At 64.7% G+C, this 19,084-nt stretch carries 16 protein-coding genes and 1 pseudogene; 9 read left to right on the top strand and 8 right to left on the bottom strand.

Features of this window, described 5'->3' with window-relative positions; translation table 11 throughout:
* Nucleotides 1–196: 196 nt before the first annotated feature.
* Nucleotides 197–568, bottom strand: a complete 372-nt coding sequence (locus tag BMX94_RS06010) for a YegP family protein (protein WP_091004782.1) — start codon at nucleotides 566–568, stop codon at nucleotides 197–199.
* Between the two features lie 544 nt (nucleotides 569–1,112).
* Between BMX94_RS06010 and BMX94_RS06005 the strand changes: the two genes are divergently transcribed.
* Nucleotides 1,113–2,339 (top strand): trans-sulfuration enzyme family protein, encoded by a 1,227-nt coding sequence (locus BMX94_RS06005; RefSeq protein ID WP_091004780.1) that lies wholly within the window; start codon nucleotides 1,113–1,115, stop codon nucleotides 2,337–2,339.
* A 2-nt stretch (nucleotides 2,340–2,341) separates the two neighbouring features.
* Nucleotides 2,342–3,268 carry a PLP-dependent cysteine synthase family protein gene (locus tag BMX94_RS06000; RefSeq protein WP_091004778.1) on the top strand — a complete coding sequence of 309 codons (927 nt, stop codon included), beginning with the start codon at nucleotides 2,342–2,344 and terminating at the stop codon, nucleotides 3,266–3,268.
* An 86-nt stretch (nucleotides 3,269–3,354) separates the two neighbouring features.
* On the opposite strand, the gene BMX94_RS05995 is transcribed toward BMX94_RS06000, so the two are convergent.
* The 4 genes from BMX94_RS05995 to BMX94_RS05980 all read right to left on the bottom strand — a co-directional run bounded on the left by BMX94_RS05995 (nucleotide 3,355) and on the right by BMX94_RS05980 (nucleotide 8,704).
* Nucleotides 3,355–4,284, bottom strand: coding sequence for a polysaccharide deacetylase family protein (locus BMX94_RS05995; protein WP_218138466.1), 930 nt, complete (start codon nucleotides 4,282–4,284; stop codon nucleotides 3,355–3,357).
* A 257-nt stretch (nucleotides 4,285–4,541) separates the two neighbouring features.
* The gene (locus BMX94_RS05990; RefSeq protein WP_218138465.1) at nucleotides 4,542–5,180 is read right to left on the bottom strand and encodes an indolepyruvate oxidoreductase subunit beta; all 639 of its coding nucleotides are present in this window, start codon (nucleotides 5,178–5,180) and stop codon (nucleotides 4,542–4,544) included.
* 27 nt (nucleotides 5,181–5,207) lie between these two features.
* Nucleotides 5,208–7,013: a thiamine pyrophosphate-dependent enzyme gene (locus tag BMX94_RS05985; protein WP_091004775.1), complete on the bottom strand. Its 1,806-nt coding sequence runs from the start codon at nucleotides 7,011–7,013 to the stop codon at nucleotides 5,208–5,210.
* Between the two features lie 53 nt (nucleotides 7,014–7,066).
* Nucleotides 7,067–8,704: a class I adenylate-forming enzyme family protein gene (locus BMX94_RS05980; RefSeq protein WP_091004773.1), complete on the bottom strand. Its 1,638-nt coding sequence runs from the start codon at nucleotides 8,702–8,704 to the stop codon at nucleotides 7,067–7,069.
* A 438-nt stretch (nucleotides 8,705–9,142) separates the two neighbouring features.
* Between BMX94_RS05980 and BMX94_RS05970 the strand changes: the two genes are divergently transcribed.
* The 4 genes from BMX94_RS05970 to BMX94_RS05955 all read left to right on the top strand — a co-directional run bounded on the left by BMX94_RS05970 (nucleotide 9,143) and on the right by BMX94_RS05955 (nucleotide 13,843).
* Complete coding sequence (locus BMX94_RS05970; RefSeq protein WP_091004770.1) at nucleotides 9,143–10,654, top strand: radical SAM/SPASM domain-containing protein; 1,512 nt, start codon at nucleotides 9,143–9,145, stop codon at nucleotides 10,652–10,654.
* 350 nt (nucleotides 10,655–11,004) lie between these two features.
* Nucleotides 11,005–11,910, top strand: coding sequence for an HAD family hydrolase (locus tag BMX94_RS05965; RefSeq protein WP_177171351.1), 906 nt, complete (start codon nucleotides 11,005–11,007; stop codon nucleotides 11,908–11,910).
* 79 nt (nucleotides 11,911–11,989) lie between these two features.
* Nucleotides 11,990–12,937, top strand: a complete 948-nt coding sequence (locus tag BMX94_RS05960; protein WP_091004766.1) for a polyphosphate kinase 2 family protein — start codon at nucleotides 11,990–11,992, stop codon at nucleotides 12,935–12,937.
* A 39-nt stretch (nucleotides 12,938–12,976) separates the two neighbouring features.
* Nucleotides 12,977–13,843: an EamA family transporter gene (locus tag BMX94_RS05955; protein ID WP_091004764.1), complete on the top strand. Its 867-nt coding sequence runs from the start codon at nucleotides 12,977–12,979 to the stop codon at nucleotides 13,841–13,843.
* 20 nt (nucleotides 13,844–13,863) lie between these two features.
* On the opposite strand, the gene BMX94_RS05950 is transcribed toward BMX94_RS05955, so the two are convergent.
* A complete protein-coding gene (locus BMX94_RS05950; RefSeq protein ID WP_286160042.1) occupies nucleotides 13,864–14,406 on the bottom strand; it encodes a hypothetical protein in 543 nt (180 codons plus the stop codon).
* Between the two features lie 12 nt (nucleotides 14,407–14,418).
* Nucleotides 14,419–14,490, bottom strand: a pseudogene (locus BMX94_RS10860) (zinc ribbon domain-containing protein); the annotation flags it as partial.
* A gap of 179 nt (nucleotides 14,491–14,669) precedes the next feature.
* Between BMX94_RS10860 and larE the strand changes: the two are divergent.
* Genes larE through larC form a run of 3 tightly spaced genes read left to right on the top strand, consistent with a single transcriptional unit; the run spans nucleotide 14,670 to nucleotide 17,571 of the window.
* Complete coding sequence (larE, locus tag BMX94_RS05945; protein ID WP_218138464.1) at nucleotides 14,670–15,548, top strand: ATP-dependent sacrificial sulfur transferase LarE; 879 nt, start codon at nucleotides 14,670–14,672, stop codon at nucleotides 15,546–15,548.
* Nucleotides 15,545–16,249 carry a nickel pincer cofactor biosynthesis protein LarB gene (gene larB, locus BMX94_RS05940; RefSeq protein ID WP_091004759.1) on the top strand — a complete coding sequence of 235 codons (705 nt, stop codon included), beginning with the start codon at nucleotides 15,545–15,547 and terminating at the stop codon, nucleotides 16,247–16,249. Before larE ends, larB begins: the two co-directional genes overlap by 4 nt.
* Nucleotides 16,246–17,571 carry a nickel pincer cofactor biosynthesis protein LarC gene (gene larC, locus BMX94_RS05935; RefSeq protein WP_091004757.1) on the top strand — a complete coding sequence of 442 codons (1,326 nt, stop codon included), beginning with the start codon at nucleotides 16,246–16,248 and terminating at the stop codon, nucleotides 17,569–17,571. The genes larB and larC overlap by 4 nt, the downstream gene beginning before the upstream one ends.
* 463 nt (nucleotides 17,572–18,034) lie before the next feature.
* Here larC and BMX94_RS05930 read toward each other — a convergent pair whose 3' ends face one another.
* Complete coding sequence (locus BMX94_RS05930) at nucleotides 18,035–19,075, bottom strand: DUF2804 domain-containing protein (protein WP_091004755.1); 1,041 nt, start codon at nucleotides 19,073–19,075, stop codon at nucleotides 18,035–18,037.
* Nucleotides 19,076–19,084 lie beyond the last annotated feature (9 nt).

Below are 19,084 nucleotides of genomic sequence, written 5' to 3'. Positions count from 1 at the left end.
TGGCGTCGGCTTGGCGCCGGAGGGGTCGTTTTGGCAGCAGGTGCGTACGCAGTCGCCGCTGCGGTGTCAATCTGACGCCGGAGGGCCCATTCCCGCGGCACCTCCGCACAAAGATGCCGCCCCGGCGCCAAATTCTCGCCGGAGCGGCACTTCTTGCAGAGAGGGCCGTCGCCTTCTCGCGCGTGGACCTCGCGCGCTACTCCTCGCTCTGCGCCAGCGGAGAATCACCCTCGGCGCGCATGCGCTCGATTCTTCTCAGCAGGCTGTCCTTGTGCGGATAGGAGTGCGACTGGGCAATGTCGTTGCTCTCGTCTGGATAGAAGCGGAAGAAGTAGTTGCCCGAGAGGGTCTGGAAGATGCGGTACTTGGGCGCCGCCACCGGCTGCCAGTCGAGCGAGGTAGTGTCCTCGACTGCTGCGTCCTTCGCGGTCTTGCGAATGCGATTGATGCCATCAAGGCAATCGTCCTTGGACGGGAAGACCATGGACGTGGCGACGATGTGGCCGTTGCTTGCACATAGGTTGAAGAGGTACTTTCCTTCGTTCTCGTTGAGTACGTACTGCCCCATACTAATCACCCCAAACGCTTGAAGCGGATACACCTTGGGCCCGTAGGCCGACGTTAGGGTATTGATTCCACTCCAACGGGGCAGTCAAGCGACCGAGATGGCGAGCGGTCGTTTTTGGGACGGAATCGGCAGGGGTGTGTCACGTTGCCTGTCGGGTGCCCCAACACGCAGTTTCGTTTCCATCGGGTTTCGCATTGGAGGGTGACCGCGACGCATAATCTCTGCGGCCGTATAAATACCCCAGTGCAACACCAGGAATTAACCGAAGCCACGTGGTGGCCAAGTCCCCTAAGGGAGGCGCAGGAGTTGGAGAACCTCGCACATCCGAGCACGCTCGCTACCCGCGCCTGTTGCACGCTCGCTGGCTGTCGCCGTTAGACACTCCTTTTGCCCAGCCTGGTAAAGAGGCTGGTGCCGCATTTCATTCCACATCACATCAAGCATGCGAGAAGGTCCCTGCCTCATGGGGCCTGGTCCTGCTCGGCCATATCTGTGCACGTAGCGTCGGGTGCGCCCCCCGGGCAACCCGGATAGGAGAGGAACCATGTCTGCAGAGACCCACCAGTCCAACGAGAATTCCGTATCCCTCGGCGCCGTGACGCCATCGCGTCCTGTCGCGCAGCACCTCTCGACCCGCCTTATCCACGCTGGAACCACCACGGACCCAGCCACGGGCTCGGTGAATGTCCCCATCTACCAGACCTCGACGTACCGGCAGGTGGAGGTGGGGCGCACCGTCTCTGGCTGGGAGTACTCCCGTACGGGCAACCCCACCCGCGCGGCGCTCGAGAGCCTCATCGCGGACCTCGAGGGCGGCGTGGCCGGCTTTGCCTTTGGCAGCGGCATGGCTGCCATCACCGCGGTCCTCTCGCTCCTCGACCAGGGCGACGAGGTCATCATCCCCACCAACGTGTATGGCGGTACGTACCGCGTGCTTGATAAGGTTTTCAACCACTTTGGCATCACGTACCGCATGGTCGACACCACCCAGCCCTACGAGTTCGAGCACGCAATTGGGCCACGTACCAAGGCGGTTCTCATCGAGAGCCCTGCCAACCCGCTCATGAGCGTCACCGATCTTGCCGCGATTGCCGATGTGGCGCGTGAGCACAACGTGCTCTCCATTGTCGACAACACCTTCATGACCCCCTGGCTCCAGCGTCCGCTCGAGCTGGGCGCGGACATCGTCCTGCACTCCGCGACCAAGTACCTCGGCGGGCACTCGGACGTGGTCGCGGGTCTGGTGGTTGTGTCCACGGACGAGCTGGCGGAGCGTCTCGCCTTCATCCAGAACTCCACGGGCGGGGTTCTTGGGCCGCAGGACTCGTTCCTTCTCGTGCGCGGCATCAAGACGCTTGGAGTGCGCATGGACCGGCACGTGGAGAACGCCCAGTACATCGCCGAGGCGCTGGCGAGAAACCCCGAGGTATCGGCCGTGCACTACCCGGGGCTTCCGGATAACCCCGGCTACGAGGTCCAGCGTCGCCAGGCCTCCGGTGCCGGGGCGATGATCTCGTTCGAGCTGGCTGCGGGCCACGACTACCGGGCGTTCTTCCGTTCCACGCACCTGGTTGCGCTGGCGGAGAGCCTTGGTGGTGTCGAGTCTCTCGTCTGCCATCCAGCCACGATGACCCATGCGGCAATCCCTGCGGAGGTGCGTGAGAAGGTCGGCATCACCGACGGCCTCATTCGGCTCTCCGTTGGCATTGAGGACAAGGACGACATCCTCGCAGACGTCGAGGGTGCCATTGCGGCAAGCAGGGAGGCCTAGCCATGCGTCACTACTATGACTCTGCCGAGGAGCTCGTTGGAAACACGCCGTTGCTCAAGCTCAACAGCGTGGGCGCGCCCGAGGACGTGGACATCTTTGCCAAGCTGGAGCTGTGGAACCCCGCCGGGTCGGTGAAGGACCGCACGGGCCTCTACATGGTGCGCGCGGCAGAGGAGCAGGGCCTGCTCAAGCCGGGATCCACCATCGTTGAGGGTACCGCCGGCAACATGGGGCTGGGCATTGCCTTTGCGGCAATCGGACGCGGCTACCACGTGGTCTTTGTGGTGCCCGAAAAGTTCTCCGAGGAGAAGCAGACGCTCATGCGCGCCCTGGGTGCACGCATTGTGAACACCCCGCGTGAGGACGGCATGCTTGGTGCGGCTGCCAAGGCGGAGGAACTTCTCGGCCAGATTCCCAACTCCATCGCGCTCCGTCAGTTCGAGAACGCCGCGAACCCGCAGGCGCACTACGAGACCACCGGTCCCGAGATCTGGCGCGACCTGGGCGGCAATGTGGACTACTTTGTTGCAGGCGCTGGCTCCGGCGGCACGTACACGGGCGTGGCGCGTTACCTCAAGGAGAAGAACCCCAAGGTCGTGGGCGTCCTTGCGGATCCGGTGGGCTCGACCATGGGTGGCGGCGAGCACGGCGACTACGACATCGAGGGCATCGGCAACGACTTTGTGGCCAAGACCATGGACATGTCGCTGGTGGACCAGGTCATCAAGGTGACGGATGACGAGGCCTTCTCGGCTTCGCGCCTCATTGCGCGGGCGGAGGGGATCTTTGCGGGCTCGTCTTCCGGCGCGGCGCTCTCCGCGAGCCTCACGCTTGCGGGCCGACTTGCCGAGAAGGGCGAGCGTGCCACCATCGTGACGGTCTTTCCCGACCGCGGCGACAGGTACTTCTCGAAGGGGCTGTACGCGTAGGGTCGGCGGTCCGCTGCGGCGCCGGGGTGGCGCCACAGCGGGGGTTTCGTACGGGGTCGCTGCTGGAACGGGCCTTGTGGCGCCAGCTAGTTGGCCACCTTGTGGTGCGGCACCATCGTGGTCCGGTCAATGGCCTGGAACTGGTAGCCCAGCGCCTGGTAGTGCTCGATGATCTTGGGCAGAGCTTCGACGGTGGTGTCCTTCGTGGCGGCGTCGTGGCAGAGCAGGATGATGTTGGGGTAGTTGTCGTATGCGCAGGAGTTCTGGATGACCTGGTCGGTGGAGCATGTGGCACCGTCTCCGCTCGAGGCGTTCCAGTCGTAGTACTGGTAGCCGCGCGCTGGGACGTCATTCACGAGAACGTCCATGATGCCCGAGCAGTACTTCTCGGAGATGGTGTTAGACGAACCGCCGGGGAATCGCACGAGGTAGGGTACGTAGCCAATCTGGTCGCTGACAACCTGGGCAATCTGGTCAAGGTCGTTGAAGTAGGCATCTTCGGACGAGTAGACCTGGGCATAGTCGTGGGTGAAGGAGTGCAGGCCGATGGTGTTGCCGTCGTCGTAGGCCTTCTTGATCATGTCGTAATGGTCGGGGTCATGGCCAACCACGAAGAACGTCGCCTTGGCGCCGTATTGGTCCAAGATGTCGAGCACGCGCTGCGTGTTCTTGGAGGGACCGTCGTCGAAGGTGAGATAGACGATCTTCTCGCCGTTGTTCTTGTAGTTCCACTCGGTCTGGGCGTTGGGGTCCACGGCGAGCTGGGCCGCGCGCGGGTCGTTGGGGGCATCGGGGGCGGCTGGCGTCTTGGCCGCGTTGTCGTTTCCCAACGTGCCACCATTCGTCGATGCTGCATCGTTCTTGCTAGGGGTCTGCGCCAACGCGGCGCCTACGCCGAGCGCGACCAGTGCGCCTGCCGACAAGGCGAGAAAAGCCCTTCTGGTCTGGTTGCGGCGAGCCGGGTTCTCTTTGGAATCCTGACGAGGTGTCCAATCCTGCTTGAAGTGCTTTGACATGCCGATCCCCCCCATGCGGCAGCGATGCTGGTGATGACCGTCTCGAGGGCATTCACCATTCAGGGATACTGATAGTATCCTGAAAACTGCCGCCGATTGCCAGAAGCAGAGAAGTCATACGAAACTGTTGCAGCAATCGAAGTGTGGGGGTTGGGCTGCCGGGTGCACCGTGCCAGGCTCTGGGGGCTCTGCCAGGGGCGTCGCCTTCGGCGGCTGCGCCGGACGACGGTTCCCCGCCGTCCGGCGCTCAACGCTGGTTAGCGCTCGGCGGCCTTGCGGCCGGCGTCGAACGCCTGGAGGTTCGCCTCCACGGTCTTGGGCGGCACACGGCGGCTAATGGCGTCGCGCCACTCGTCCACGGCAAAAGGGAGCGCCGTCGAGAGCGCGCCCACCAGCACCACGTTGGTCGAGCGGGGACTCCCCACGCTGCGTGCGATCTCGCCGGCGTCAATGCGAACGGCGCCAATCTCGTCCAGGCGAGCTCCCACCCTGCGGGGCATCTGGGCGTTGCCAATGTTCACGGGCACGGGGACGATGGTCTCGTCGTTCACAAAGAGACGGCCGCCCTCCTTCAGGAACTGCTGGTTGCGCAGGGCCTCGATGGCCTCGAACGCCACAAGGACGTCGGCCGTGCCCGGGTCGCACACCATCGAGTCCACATGCTCGCCCATGCGAATGATGGTCGAGACGGACCCGCCTCGCTGGCTCATGCCGTGGATCTCGGAGACCTTCACGTCGAGACCCGCCTCCGAGGCGGTCATGGCGAGGATGTTGCCGGCAAGAATCGTGCCCTGCCCACCCACGCCTACGAGAAGGACGGTCATGGTGCGGTCAAGCTGCACGCGCTCGCCCATGTGGACGGTCGAGCTTGCCGCGGATGCTGTTGCGTGTGGCATATGTCTACCTCCCTTGCCTGGGCCGGGCTACTCGGACTGGATGCACCCAAAGGGGCACACCTGCTCGCACTGGCCGCAGCCCACGCACTGCGTGGGGTCGATGATGGCGTAGTTGGTCTCGTCCTTGCCCAGCGCAGGGCAGCCAATCTGGACGCAGGTGCCGCAGCGGCGGCAGTCGCGGATGACGGGCGCGGGCTTGTGCGTGCGGTCAACCAGACGGCACGGAGAGCGGAAGATGACCACCGAGAGCAGGTCCTCGTGCGAGACGGCCTGCTTGAGCGCCGCGCGCACGGCCTTGAGGTCCTGCGCGTCGGCCTCGATGACCTCGTCGACACCAATGGCGCGGCAGAGCGCGGGAAGGTCGAGCGGACGCCCAGCCGGACGGTCGAGGACCGAGGGCTTGTCGTCCGCGTCCACCAGCGGGCTAATGCGCGCGCCCTGCTCGGAGAGGGTAAGGCCGTTCACGGGGTTGCCCTGGGTGCCGGTCATAGCCGTTGTGCGGTTGTCCAGGATGAGCAGCGTCCCCTTGCCCCCGTTGTAGGCGGTGCCGAGAAGCGACGTGATGCCGGAGTGAGCGAAGGTCGAGTCGCCAATGACGCCAACCACGGGCCGCTTGGTGCGCCCGGGCACGCCCGCAAGCTCCATGCCATGGCTCATGCTGAGAGAGGCGCCCATGTCGATCACCGAGTCGACGGCGCGGAAGGGCGCGACGGCACCCAGCGTGTAGCAGCCGATGTCGCCGGTCACGATGGCCTTCATACGGCGCAGCTCGTTGAAGACCAGGCGGTGTGGGCAGCCGGCGCAGAACGCGGGCGGGCGAGGAGGAAGGTCCTTCGCGGCCTCGAGGTGCGCGGGCGTGGCCACGCCAAAGCTCCGCTGGATGTCGGCGGGGAAGATCTCGCCGGAGCGGGGGAGCGGCACCGCGGGCGGCTCGGAGAGCTTGACGCCCAGCGCGGCCACGTGGTCGCGGAAGTAGCGGCAGGACTCCTCCACCACGTAGACCTTCTCGACCGAAGCCGCAAAGCTCGCGAGGAGCTTGGGCGGCAGCGGCCAGGTAAGGCCAAGCTTGAGCGTGGAGGCCTCGGGCAGCGCCTCGCGCACGTGGTTGTAAAGGGCGCCGGCGACAATGACGCCAACCTTGGTGTCGCGCATCTCGACGCGGTTGAGGTCGCTCGTCTCGGCAAACTCCACCAGGGCATCCTCGCGCTCGTTGGTCACGCGGGTGCGCGCCACGGCATAGGCGGGCATCATGACGTACTTGCTGGGCTGGCTCTGGTAGTCGCGCGGAGCGGCGGCCTCAAGGTTGCGCTCGTGGGCGCACTCGACCATGGTCCTGGTGTGGGCAATGCGCATGGTCTCGTGGAGAATGACCGGCGTGTCGAAGCGCTCGGAGATGTCGAACGCCGCGCGCGCAAAGTCATAGGCCTCCTGGGAGTCGGACGGGTCGAGGCACGGCACGCGGTCAAACGCCGCGTAGTTCCTCGTGTCCTGCTCATTCTGGGAGCTGTACATGGAGGGGTCGTCGGCGACGAGAAGCACGAGGCCAGCATTGATGCCCGTGTTGGTGACGCTCATGAAGGGGTCGGCCGCCACGTTGAGCCCCACGTGCTTCATGGTGACCAGCGTGCGCACCCCGCCCATGGCAGAGCCAATGCCCACTTCGAGGGCGACCTTCTCGTTGGGCGACCACTCGCAGTAGACGTCACCGTGCTGCACGAGGTTCTCGAGGGTCTCGGTGGAGGGGGTGCCGGGGTATCCCGTTCCCACGTCCACGCCGGCCGACCACGCCCCCTCGGCGATGGCCTCGTTGCCCGACAGTAGCTGCTTTCCCATGCGCTCTCCTCTCCCGGCGGACTGCCCGCCTTGGTTCTTCTCCAAACGGCCCGCTAGGCCTTGTTCTCCTGGTCAACCAGGTGCGTCGCCCCATACCTCTCGCGCAGAAGCGGCTTCTCGATCTTGCCGGTGGGGTTTCTCGGCACGTCGGCAAAAATCACCTTGCGCGGCCGCTTGTAGCGGGGGAGGGCCAGGCAGAACTCGTTGATGTCGTCCTCGGTGGTGTCCTCGCATCCGGGCTTGAGCTCGATGATCGCCGCGGGTATCTCGCCCAGGCGCTCGTCGGGCAGGCCGATGACGGCCACGTCCTGGATGGCGGGGTTGGAGGCGAGAAAGTCCTCGATTTGCACGGGGTAGAGGTTCTCGCCACCCATCACTATGACGTCCTTCTTGCGGTCGACCAGCCAGTAGAAGCCGTCCTCGTCCTGGCGCGCCATGTCGCCGGTGTGCAGCCAGCCGTCGATGAGGGTCTCGGCTGTGGCTGCGGGATCTTTGTAGTAGCACTCCATGAGGCCCGGACCCTTGACGCAGAGCTCGCCCACCTCGCCGTGCGCGACTTCCTCGCCCTTCTCGTCCACGATCTTGCACTCCCACTGGTAGCCGGGCACGCCGATGGCGCCCACGTGGTCAACGTTCTCCACGCCCAGGTGGACGCAGCCCGGCCCGCAGGACTCCGAGAGGCCGTAGTTGGTGTCGTACTGCTGGTTGGGGAAGACCTTGAGCCAGCGGCGCACGAGGCTCTTGGGTACGGGCTGGGCGCCAATGTGCATGAGGCGCCACTGGTCGAGGTGGTAGTCGGTGAGGGTGACCGTGCCCTGTTCGATGGCGAGAAGGATGTCCTGCGCCCAGGGGACGAGCAGCCACACGATGGTGCAGTGCTCGTTGGAGACGGTCTCGAGGATGGTCTTGGGGCTCACGCCGCGCAGGAGCACGCCGCGCCCGCCCACGGCAAGCGACCCCATCCAGTGCATGATGGCGCCCGTGTGGTAGAGGGGCGGGATGCAGAGAAACACGTCGTCGTGCGTCTGGCCATGGTGCTTCTGCTCCATGATGGCTGCCTGGGTGAGGCTCCGGTGGTGGTGGAGTATCGCCTTGGGGAAGCCCGTGGTGCCCGAGCTAAAGTAAACCGCCGCGTCCTCGTCCTCCGAGAGCGGGATCATGGGGTCTGCCGAGGAGCACAGCCCCACGAGCTCCTGGTAGGGCTCGGCCCAGGTGGGGCAGTCGTCGCCCACGTAGAAGAGCAGGCGGCCCTTCTGGATCTGGGGCACGATCTCCTCGACGCGGCCGGTGAACTCGGGGCCAAAGACCAGGATGTCGGCGTCGGACTTCTCGACGCAGTAGCGGATCTCGTCGGCAGAGTAGCGGAAGTTGAGAGGCACCACGGTGGCGCCGCTCTTGAGCACGCCAAAGTAGATGGGGAGCCACTCGATGCAGTTGTAGAGAAGGACGGCGACCTTGTCGTCCTTGCGGATGCCGCGCGAGAGCAGCAGGTTGGCAAAGCGGTTGGCCTTCTCGTCAAAGACCTGCCAGGTCATCTCGCGGCGGAACGGCTCATCGTCCGTGGTCTCGACGAGCTCGTACTCGCGCCAGGTGATGTGGCGGTTCTCGCGCCGTTGGGGGTTCACCTCCACGAGGGCGACCTCATTGGGGTAGAGCTCGGCGTTCTTGCGAAGCATGTCGACGATGGTCACGATGCCTCCAAATGACCTGGTGGACTTGCGGGTGTGCCTGGGGATGCCGCGGGCGCGCGCCAGCAGCCTTTTTATTCTAGTCGGGTGGGCGGCAACGGGGGTGGGGGAGATTGGCCCGTCGGCGAGAATATGCCGCGGCAGCGGCGCTGAGGGCGCGTTTCCGCAGCGACTGCGTACGTAACCCCGCCGTGGCGTCAACCTGGCGCCACAAGGCTGGTTCCAGCAGCAACTCCGTATGAGACCCCCGCCGTGGCGTCAAATCGGCACCGCGGGGCTCGCCCCAGCGTTCTTCTCGCCTTTTGTAAACGCTTCTGTAGGCTTTCTCGATGCGGGTTGATTTTTTTCAAATCTTGGTCAAAATATTTGACCGTCCATACAAAGGTGCGACAAATCGGTCGAAGGTAGTTCGGCCGCCGCCACTGGGCGAAAGGAACGGTTATGCAGTCGAAAATTGCACACGCAGCCGAGCGAAAGGCTTTCGGTGTTGTCATCGACCAGGCAATCAAGGGTGTCAGGGGTGATCATCCGGAGGAGGCCATCAACAAGTTCCTGGACATGGGCGGCAAGCTTCTCGCCGACACCGCGCCCGACATGGCCAACTCGCTGAGCCGCGCCTTCTATCCTGGCTCCAAGTGGGAGAACTTCCTCATCCAGCTGGTGAGGGACCGTGTCGATCCCAACATCCTCAAGACCGCCGTCCTGAACGGCGCCTACGAGTCTGCGTTCCGCGGCCTGCGCGAGACCACCCAGTCTGCCGAGAAGTACCAGTGCAACGTGCCCTGGATTATCATCTTCGACCCCACCAGCGCCTGCAACAAGCACTGCATCGGCTGCTGGTCGGCCGACTACGGCAACAGGCTCAACCTCTCCTTTGACGAGATGGATCGCCTGGTCACCGAGGCCAAGGCGCTGGGCACCCACTTCTTCATGATGACCGGCGGCGAGCCCCTGGTACGCAAGAAGGATGTTGTCCGCCTTGCCGAGAAGCACGACGACTGCATCTTCAGCCTCTTCACCAACGGCTCCCTCATCGACCAGCAGCTTTGCGACGACTGCAAGCGCCTGGGCAACATCATCTTCTCGATGTCGCTCGAGGGCTTCAAGACCGCCAACGACGGTCGCCGTGGCGACGGCTCCTTCGACGAGGTCGTCCGCGCCATGGACCTCATGACCAAGAACGGCGTGCCCTTCGGCATCTCCACCTGCTACACGCGCAACAACGTCGAGGACGTCACGTCCGACGAGTACTACGACTTCATCATCGAGCATGGCGCGCTGTGGCAGTGGTACTTCCACTACATGCCCGTGGGCGAGGGCGCCAACGCCGACCTCATGCCCACCATCGAGCAGCGCGAGTACATGCTGCATCGTATCCGCGAGGTGCGCGACTACGAGGGTGGCAAGACCATCATGGCCATGGACTTCCAGAACGACGGCGAGTTCGTGGGCGGCTGCATCGCCGGCGGCCGCGTGTTCTGCCACGTGAACGCCCGTGGCGACGTGGAGCCCTGCGTCTTCATTCACTACTCCAACGCCAACATCCACGAGAAGAGCTGGCTTGAGTGCCTGCAGCAGCCCATCTTCCAGGAGTACCGTGCCAACTGGCCCTGGAACGACAACATGCTGCGTCCGTGCCCCATGCTCGAGAACCCGCAGGTCCTGCCCAAGATGGTTCACGAAGCCAACGCAAAGTCCACGGAGTACACCTCGCCCGAGGACGTCGACCACCTGTGCGCCCGTACGGCCGAGTACGCCAAGAAGTGGGCGCCCGAGGGTGACCGCCTGTGGCTTGAGGAGCACCCCACCGGCAAGAAGATCTACGAGGACGACATCTCGATGATGGACGTCGACAAGAAGGCAAAGATGCTTGCCGAGAAGGACGCGGAGCTCAACGCCGAGGTCGCGAACGAGCTCAAGGAGGAGAGGGAGACCGTCGGCGCCGCCAAGTAGGGGCCCTTGTTCCTCTCGCGCTGATGCGCTTGTCGCCCCGCCGCTGTCGCCGCATGGCTGCAGCGGTGGGGCGTTTTCGTTATGAGGCCCGATGCCGGCGGCGGCCGGCCGGCGCTCTGCTCCGCCCGCTGGAAAACTGCGGGTTAATTGCAGTTAGCCACAAGCGTCGCTGAGAATAACCGCAGGTACGTGGCTTGCGACTTCTCTCCTCGCTGCAATTAAGTCGCAGTTTTGGCGGCGGATGCCCGTCGCCGCCGCAGCCTCGTCGCCGCAGCAGCCCCGGCCCCCGGACCGCCCCTCGCTGCCGTATGCTCTTCTCGGCAGACCACGCACGAGAAGGGAAGGCCGCCTTGATACGCCTGGCGCTCTCGGACCTCGACAACACCCTGATCCCCTACGGCCAAGGTCGCGCGTCGGACGCGGCCATCGCCGCCGTGCGCGCCGCAAACGCCGCGCCAGGCGTGCTCGCCGGCCCCATCTCGGGTCGGACCATCGCCATGATGTCCTGGATGTTCGGGCCCTCCGCTGCGGACTGCTTCCAGACCGGCGTCTTCGTGAACGGGCAGGTTGTCCGCTTGCGCGGCAGCATCGTCTCCCAGAAGCTACCCTCGCGCGATGGCCTGGCCCGTCTCGTGCCCTACCTGCGCAAACGCGACGGCGAGCGCACCGCCCTCACCTGCTACGACAACAACAGCGGGGACAAGGACGTCTGCGTGGGTATCACCGACGAGGAGCTCGCGCGCCATCCCAAGGCCTTCCACGCGTTTCATCGCTCGTCCGTGCGCCTCCCCGAAGGCACCTACGTGAAGACCAACATCCACAGCGACCACTCGCGCGCCCACATGGAGGCGCTTCGCGAGGAGCTCGTCCGCGACTTCCCGGAGTTTGACTTCGTGTTCCCCAGCCCCACCTCATCGACGCTGGACATCCTTCCCGCAGGCGTCTCGAAGATGACCGGCCTTGCGGTCCTCATGGACCAGCTGGGCATTGGCCTCGACGAGGTCTGCGTCTTTGGCGACTCCGAGAATGACCTGGCCATCATCGAAAGCGTGCCCAACTCCGTCGCCGTGTCCAACGCGACGCCCCAGGTTGCGGCCGCAGCGCGCTGGCACATTGGCCCCGTGACGGAAGATGCCGTTGCAAAAGCACTTCTCGACATCGCAAACGCAGCCAAGACGGGCTCGCTACCAGCATTTATGGACGAGGAGAGCAAGCGTCGCAGCGGCGGCGTTGCTCGGGCAAGTTCGGCGGGTTAGACCTGCCCTCGTGGGGTAGGTAGAGAGGTAGCACGAGCGCGCAATGCGCCGGTCGAGAAGCCCGAGGAGATGCATATACATGGAGTTCCAGAAGCTCAGGGATTGTAGGTTCGACGGGTCGGGCCACTTCAAGCTCGATGGCTATCCCACCGACGTCCACGTGGAGAAGAGGCTCAAACCCAATTTCGAGGCCCTCACCGAGGCGAACACCCAGCGCATGGCAGAGCTCCAGGACAAGCTCTACGCCGAGGGGTGCGAGGGGGTCGTCGTTATCCTCCAGGCCATGGACGCGGCGGGCAAGGACTCCACCATCAAGCACGTGATGACCGGCCTCAACCCGCAGGGCGTCACCGTCGCGAGCTTCAAGCAGCCCTCCTCCGAGGAGCTCGCCCACGACTTCCTCTGGCGCGCCGTCACCAAGCTGCCGCGCCGTGGCTGCATTGGCCTCTTTAATCGTAGCTACTACGAGGACGTGCTTGTGGTGCGCGTGCACGACCTCCAGAAGACGTACCGCATGCCCAAGCGCGTGCTCGACACGCCCAAGGACGACTTCTTCGAGCAGCGCTACCGTCAGATTAGGGACTTCGAGCGCTATCTCTGGGAGAACGGCTACCGCGTCCTCAAGATCTTTCTCAACGTGAGTCGCGACGAGCAGCGCAGGCGCTTCCTCGACCGCATCGACGACGAAGCAAAGAACTGGAAGTTCTCCTCGTCCGACGTGGCCGAGCGCGAGCTATGGCCCAAGTACATGGACGCCTATGAGCAGTGCATCGACCGCACCGCCACCAAGGAGGCACCCTGGTACGTCATCCCCGCCGACCAGAAGTTCTACGCGCGCTGGCTCGTCTCGGAGGCCATGGTTCGCGTGCTGGAGGAGTGCGGCCCACGCTACCCGGAGCTTCCCGCCGAACAGCGCGACGACCTGGCGTCCGCGCGTGAGGCCCTGCTCGCCGAGACGGGTGGCCATGACGACCGAGGCGAGCGCGACGAGAGCGAGCTCACCGTGGCGCTGAGCGAGAACAGCTAAGATAACTCTTGCTATGCGTCGCAACGGGAGGGGATGCGCATGTGGGTTCTGGCTGCGGTCGGCTCAGCGATCTTTGCGGGCATCACATCAATACTTGCCAAGTGCGGCATCCGTCACACCGACTCCGATGTGGCAACGGCGGTGCGCACCATCGTCGTGCTCGCGTTTGCGTGGCTCATGGCGGGAGTTGTTGGCTCCGTCACTACCATCGGGCAGATAACGGCCGAGTCGCTCCTCTTCCTGGCTCTCTCCGGCCTTGCCACCGGCGCGAGCTGGATTTGCTACTTCAAGGCGCTCTCGATGGGCGACGTCAACAAGGTCGTGCCCATTGACAAGTGCTCCACGGTGCTCACGGTGCTTCTCGCCATCCTGCTCTTTGGCGAGACCGAGAACCTTGCCGCGAAGCTCGTGGGCTGCGCGGGAATCCTCGTGGGAACGCTTCTCATGATTGAGCGCAGGCAGCAGGACCACGACGTCCAAGGCCGCTCCTGGATGTGGTACGCGGTGGGCTCGACGGTCTTTGCGGCGCTTACGTCAATCCTTGCCAAGGTGGGTATCGAGGGCGTGGAGTCTAACCTCGCGACGGCCATCCGCACCTGCTTTGTTCTGGTCATGGCCTGGGTTGTTGTCGCCATGCGCGGCAAGCTGGGCGAGGTGCGCGGCATCGACCGCCACGAGCTGCTCTTCATCTGCCTTTCCGGCGTGGCCACGGGCGCCTCGTGGCTCTGCTACTACTACGCCATCCAGACGGGCGTGGTCTCTGTCGTGGTGCCCATCGACAAGCTGTCGATTGTGGTGGCCATGGCCTTCTCGGCGGCGGTCTTCAAGGAGACCTACACCAGGCGCTCGCTTACGGGCCTGGCAATTATTGTGGCATCCACGCTCTTGATGGCGGTCTTTAGGTAGTGGCGAGTCGGCGGACCGTCCTACTCTGCCTTCACGGCGTTGGACGTGTCGGCGATGGTTCTCACGATCTCCTCTGCCTCGGCAGTGTCCTTGAAGACCACGGGCAGGAAGTGCTTGGAGCAGCCGTTCTCCACATAGACGCTTGCCCTGTTGCCCATGGCGATGAGAACCGCGCCGACAATGACGAGCAGAACGCCCAGCAGTCCTACCTGGGATACTTCGCGGGATGCTACGCAGAGGGCAACAACCACGGCGATGACGCCAAAGATAATGAGCATGCGGGCAATGCCAATGTACTTGTTGGCAGCCCCAAGCCCCACCGCAGTAACGGATCGCATGGGGATGACCTCGTAGCCCGTCTTGTCGGTGACGATGATGCTGCGCTCGGTTGTACGGACCTGGATGTTGTCGCGGCTGATGACAACCGAGCTGCTTCCAGCGTCGTAGGTCCTGGTGCGGCCCTTCTCCAGTGCATGGGGGTATCGGCTGGTCTGCTTGCTGGGGGTGACGTTTGGGTGAACGATGCGCGCGGAAGACGCCGAGGTTGCGTTCCCAGCTGGCATTCCATCGACCTTCCTTCCACAGTGCTTGCAGAACCTGGCGCCGTCTTCAAGGGCTTTTCCGCAGTAAGGGCAGGTACGCGACATGGTGTTGCCTCTCTTTCTCTTTGACCCGCTGACAGCGTCATTGTTCGTCCGGATTTCCAAAACTTGTTGCACAACAAATCGTTTCCTGTGCGATGCCGCCCGCATCTCCTACCATGGATGATGCTTGGGTTGGCAAGCGCAGGGCTTGTCGGCCACCTATGGCGGGAGGTTCGACGCTCTTGGACGAGAAGACGGCAAACGAGAACCCGGTGGCGCGACGCGTGCCGTCGGTAAGTGACGAGATGCGCGAGAAGTACTGCCGGCTGGTGGACTACCTGCGCGAGCAGGGAAGCGTTGCCGTTGCGTTCTCGGGCGGGGTCGACTCCACGCTGCTCCTGCATGCGGCGCACGAGGCGCTGGGCGAGAAGTGCCTGGCGGTCACGGCGCGTTCGAAGTCGTTCCCGCAGCGCGAGCGGGCCGAGGCCGACGCCTTCTGCGAGCGCGAGGGCATCGCGCACGTGCTCGTGGACTCCGAGGAGCTGGACATCCCGGGCTTTGACCACAACCCCAAGGATCGTTGCTACCTCTGCAAGAGCGAGCTCTTCCAGAGGATCTGCCGCATCGCGCGCGAGAGGGGCTTGGCGCACGTGGCCGAGGGCTCCAACGTGGACGACGAGGGCGACTACCGTCCCGGACTGCGCGCGGTTGCGGAGCAGGGCATCTTGAGCCCGCTTCGCCACGTGGGCCTGCGAAAGGCCGAGATTCGCTCGCTCTCGCGCGAGCTTGGGCTTCCCACCTGGGACAAGCAGTCGTTTGCGTGCCTGTCGTCGCGCTTTGTGTACGGCGAGCTCATCTCCCGGTCGCGCCTTGCCATGGTGGACCGGGCAGAGCAGGAGCTTCTCGACCTTGGCCTCACGCAGGTGCGCGTGCGCGTCCATGGCGAGATGGACCCCATCGCCCGCATCGAGGTGCTGCCCGAGGAGTTTGGGCTGCTCGTTGCCAACGCCGCGCAGGTTGCCGCCGACCTTCGAAAGCTGGGCTTCTCGTACGTGACCATGGACCTGGCGGGGTACCATACGGGCTCCATGAACCAGTCGCTGGGGGAGGCGCGCGCATGAGCGAGCATGGCGTTGGCTATGACGACCTGGGCTTTGCCAAGCTGGACACCAGCCGAGAAGCGCGCACGGGCTTTCCCGAGGTGGTTCTCTGCGAGGGCAAGCCTGACGCCTATCTGCCGGAAATCTTCCAGCGGTTGGTTGAGGAGGACGGGCGAGCGCTGGGAACGCGTGCGAGCGAGCGCCAGGCGCAACTTGTGCAGGGGGTGTTGCCCCAGGCCGCCTACGATTCGGTCTCGCGCATCCTGAGCGTGGCGCCGGAGGTGCCGGTGCCGCTGGTGGGGCACGTGGCCGTGGTGTGCGCCGGTACGGCGGACACGCCGGTGGCGGAGGAGTCGGCGCGCGTGGCGGAGTTCTTCGGCTCCCGCGTGACGCGCCACTACGACGTGGGTGTGGCCGGCATCCATAGGCTGCTCGACCAGATGGATCAGCCCGACGGCATCCGTGCTGCCACCTGCGTTGTGGCGGTCGCCGGCATGGAGGGCGCGCTCGCGAGCGTGCTGGGCGGGCTCGTCTCGGTGCCGGTGATTGCAGTGCCCACCTCGGTGGGGTACGGGGCGTCGTTCAACGGGTTGGCCGCGCTTCTCAGCATGCTCAACACCTGCGCCAACGGTGTGGCCACGGTCAACATCGACAACGGGTTTGGCGCGGCGTACCTTGCCACGCAGATCAACCGCCTTGCGGTGGGAGGGGGCGTCTTGTGAGCACGCTCTTCTGGGACTGCCAGACCGGCATCAGTGGCGACATGGCGGTGGCTTCTCTGCTGGATTTGGGCGCCAGCGAGAAGGCCGTGCGGACGGCGCTGGCCCCGCTTGCGGGTGAGGGCTTCGAGCTGCGCGTGGGGCGCGTCGAGAAGGCCGGCCTTGACTGTTGCGACTTTGACGTGGTGCTGGACGAGGAGCACGACGGCCACGACCACGACATGGCGTACCTGTACGATCCCGAGTGGAAGCCGGGGGAGGGGAGCACCGCCGCTGGTGACGCGTGCGGGCACGATGGCGCGCGCGGGCACGGTCACCGCAGCTACGCGCAGGTGCGAGAGGTGCTTGCGTCGCTCGACCTTGCGCCTCGGGCGCGCTCGCTTGCCGAGAAGGCCTTCCACCTTCTCGCCGAGGCCGAGTCCAAGGCGCATGGCGTCCCTGTGGACGAGGTGCACTTCCACGAGGTGGGCGCCATTGACGCCATCGTGGACGTGGTGGCGGCCGCTGTCTGCCTGGACAGCCTGGGTGTGGAGAAGGTTGTCGTGCCGTGCGTGGTTGATGGCACGGGTATGGTTCGCTGCCAGCACGGGGTGATTCCCGTGCCGGTTCCCGCCGTGGTGAACATTGCCGCGGCCACCGGGCTGCCGCTCTGCGTGAGCGCGCGCCAGGGCGAGCTTGTCACCCCCACAGGCGCGGCGATTGCCGCGGCAGCCATGACCTCGGATGCGCTGCCGGAGCGCTTTACTGTTAAGGCATGTGGCATGGGCGCCGGCAAGCGCGACTACGATCCGCCCAGCATTCTGAGGGCGCTGCTCATCGAGGAGGTTGACGTCCCCGCACCGGGAGTCCCTCTCGCCCCCGCGCCGGGTGTTTCTCTCGCTCCCGGCACCTCCGTGCCGGGCGATTGGATCTGGAAGCTCGAGTGCAACATCGATGACAGCACGGGCGAGATGCTCGGCGCCGTTCTCGAGGACCTCATGGCGGCGGGCGCCCGCGACGCCCACTTCCTTCCCGTCTTCATGAAGAAGAACCGGCCCGCCTACGAGCTGGCCATTATCTGCGACGACGCTCACCGAGAGGCACTCGAACGCCTTGTGTTCGCCGAGACCACGACCATCGGGATTCGCCGCCAGCGTATGGAGCGAAGCGTGATGAGCGTCTCTTGGCGCGACGTTGAGACGAGCTTTGGTACCGTGCGCGTGAAAGTCTGTGGGCGAGACGGGCTTCTCCGCGCCTATCCCGAGTACGAGTCCGTTCTCGAGGTGGCGCGTGCTGCCGGGACCGATTTCCGTACGGTATACCTAGCTGCGGCGACGTCTGCCTAGGGGAGTGGTGCCGACTGCCTGGGGCGCCTTGTCGCTACCGCCCGCCGTCCGCGGGCTAATCCCTGGGCTCGCACAAAAACTGCGGCTTAATTGCACCCCCTGAAAAGATCGCAGCGCGTTTACCTGCTGTTTTTCTCGGCAGAGTCCTGTTCGGACTGCAATTAAGTCGCAGCTTTCTCCTGCGTCGGCGCCCGAGGGCCCGCTTCGTACGCGCTTGCTGCCAAAAATGGGCTTGTGGCGCCAAAACGGCGCCACAGCGGGGGTTTCGTACGCACTTGCTGCGAGAACGCGCCTTGTGGCGCCGGATTGACGCCACGGCGAAGGTTTCCGCAGTAGTTGCTGCAGGAACGGGCCTTGTGGCGCCAGGACGGCGCCACAGCGGGGACTTCCGACGGGATTCCGTACGAGAAGCGCTCCCGACCGCCGTCCGCCGCGACGCCCTGCCGCGCCGCCGTACCTGGCGCTAGTACTTGTTGTAGATGTGCTCCGCCGAACCGCGCAGCCCCGTGACGCAGAGCGAGCTCCCATCGTCGAGCACGACGGTCCCGGTAAACGTCCCAAACACCTGGTGCTGTCGGCTCACGATAATGCCGGCAAGGTCGATGTTGTCCGTGCGGTCGATCAGCGGCTCAAAGGCCAGGTCAAGCCTTCCCTCATCGTCGGTCACGTGCCATGGCGAGAGGTACGCGTAGCCCTTCTCGCCAACCGGAATGCCAAAATCAACGCGCCCCAGCTTGTGCGCCACGCCGTCCACGAAGACCATGTTCTCGCTGGCAGCGCTCGTGTTGCCAAACCCGTAGCCAAGGTTGAGGCCCACCACACGCCCGCCTTGCCGACCCTGCGCAACAGCCCAGTACCAGGTGTTCTCGTACGTCCACACGCCGCGGCCCCAGTCGAGAAGGCCAAACGAGTCGTCGCGCGAGAACTCGTGGAAGAGTGCCCCGCGCCTGAAGCCGCCCCATGCGCGCATGCCCACGATCTTGCGGTTGTAGTAGAACGCGTTCGGGTCATCGTCCCAGGGCGTGCAGATAACCATCGAGTCCCGTGGCGGCTGGTCGAGAAGGACCTCAACCTCAAGGTCGTCGTCCCCATCAAAGTTGCGCATGGCAAACGAGAGCCGCCGTCCGTCGCCGTTCACGTGGCGCCACTCCACGCGACAGCGCGCGTTCTCCCAGCAGATGTCGCCTGCGTCAGAGCTGGCTGGCAGTCCCATGGACCCCAGCGGCAACGGCACCGTCTCGGAAGTGGTTTTGAACGAGCGCGCCGAGAAGTCCATAACCGATGCCGAGACAAGCCCCAGGTACCCCAGGTCGCTAAACGTGAGTGCCACGGCGTAGCGACCGTCGTTTATGAGGTAGTAATCCCAATCCTTGATGCGCCACGACGGCGCTTGTATGTCCGCGTGATCGTAGGCGAAGGGCGGGCGCGTTGCCCAGCCGGGCTCGCGAAGGTGGCCCTTCTCGTCCAGAAGCCTGCCGGTTCCGGTGATGCGATGCTCGGACATGGCAACCCC

The organism is Olsenella sp. KH3B4 (genome assembly GCA_900111695.1).
Taxonomy (GTDB): domain Bacteria; phylum Actinomycetota; class Coriobacteriia; order Coriobacteriales; family Atopobiaceae; genus Tractidigestivibacter.
This window is presented reverse-complemented; position numbering and strand designations above follow the sequence as displayed.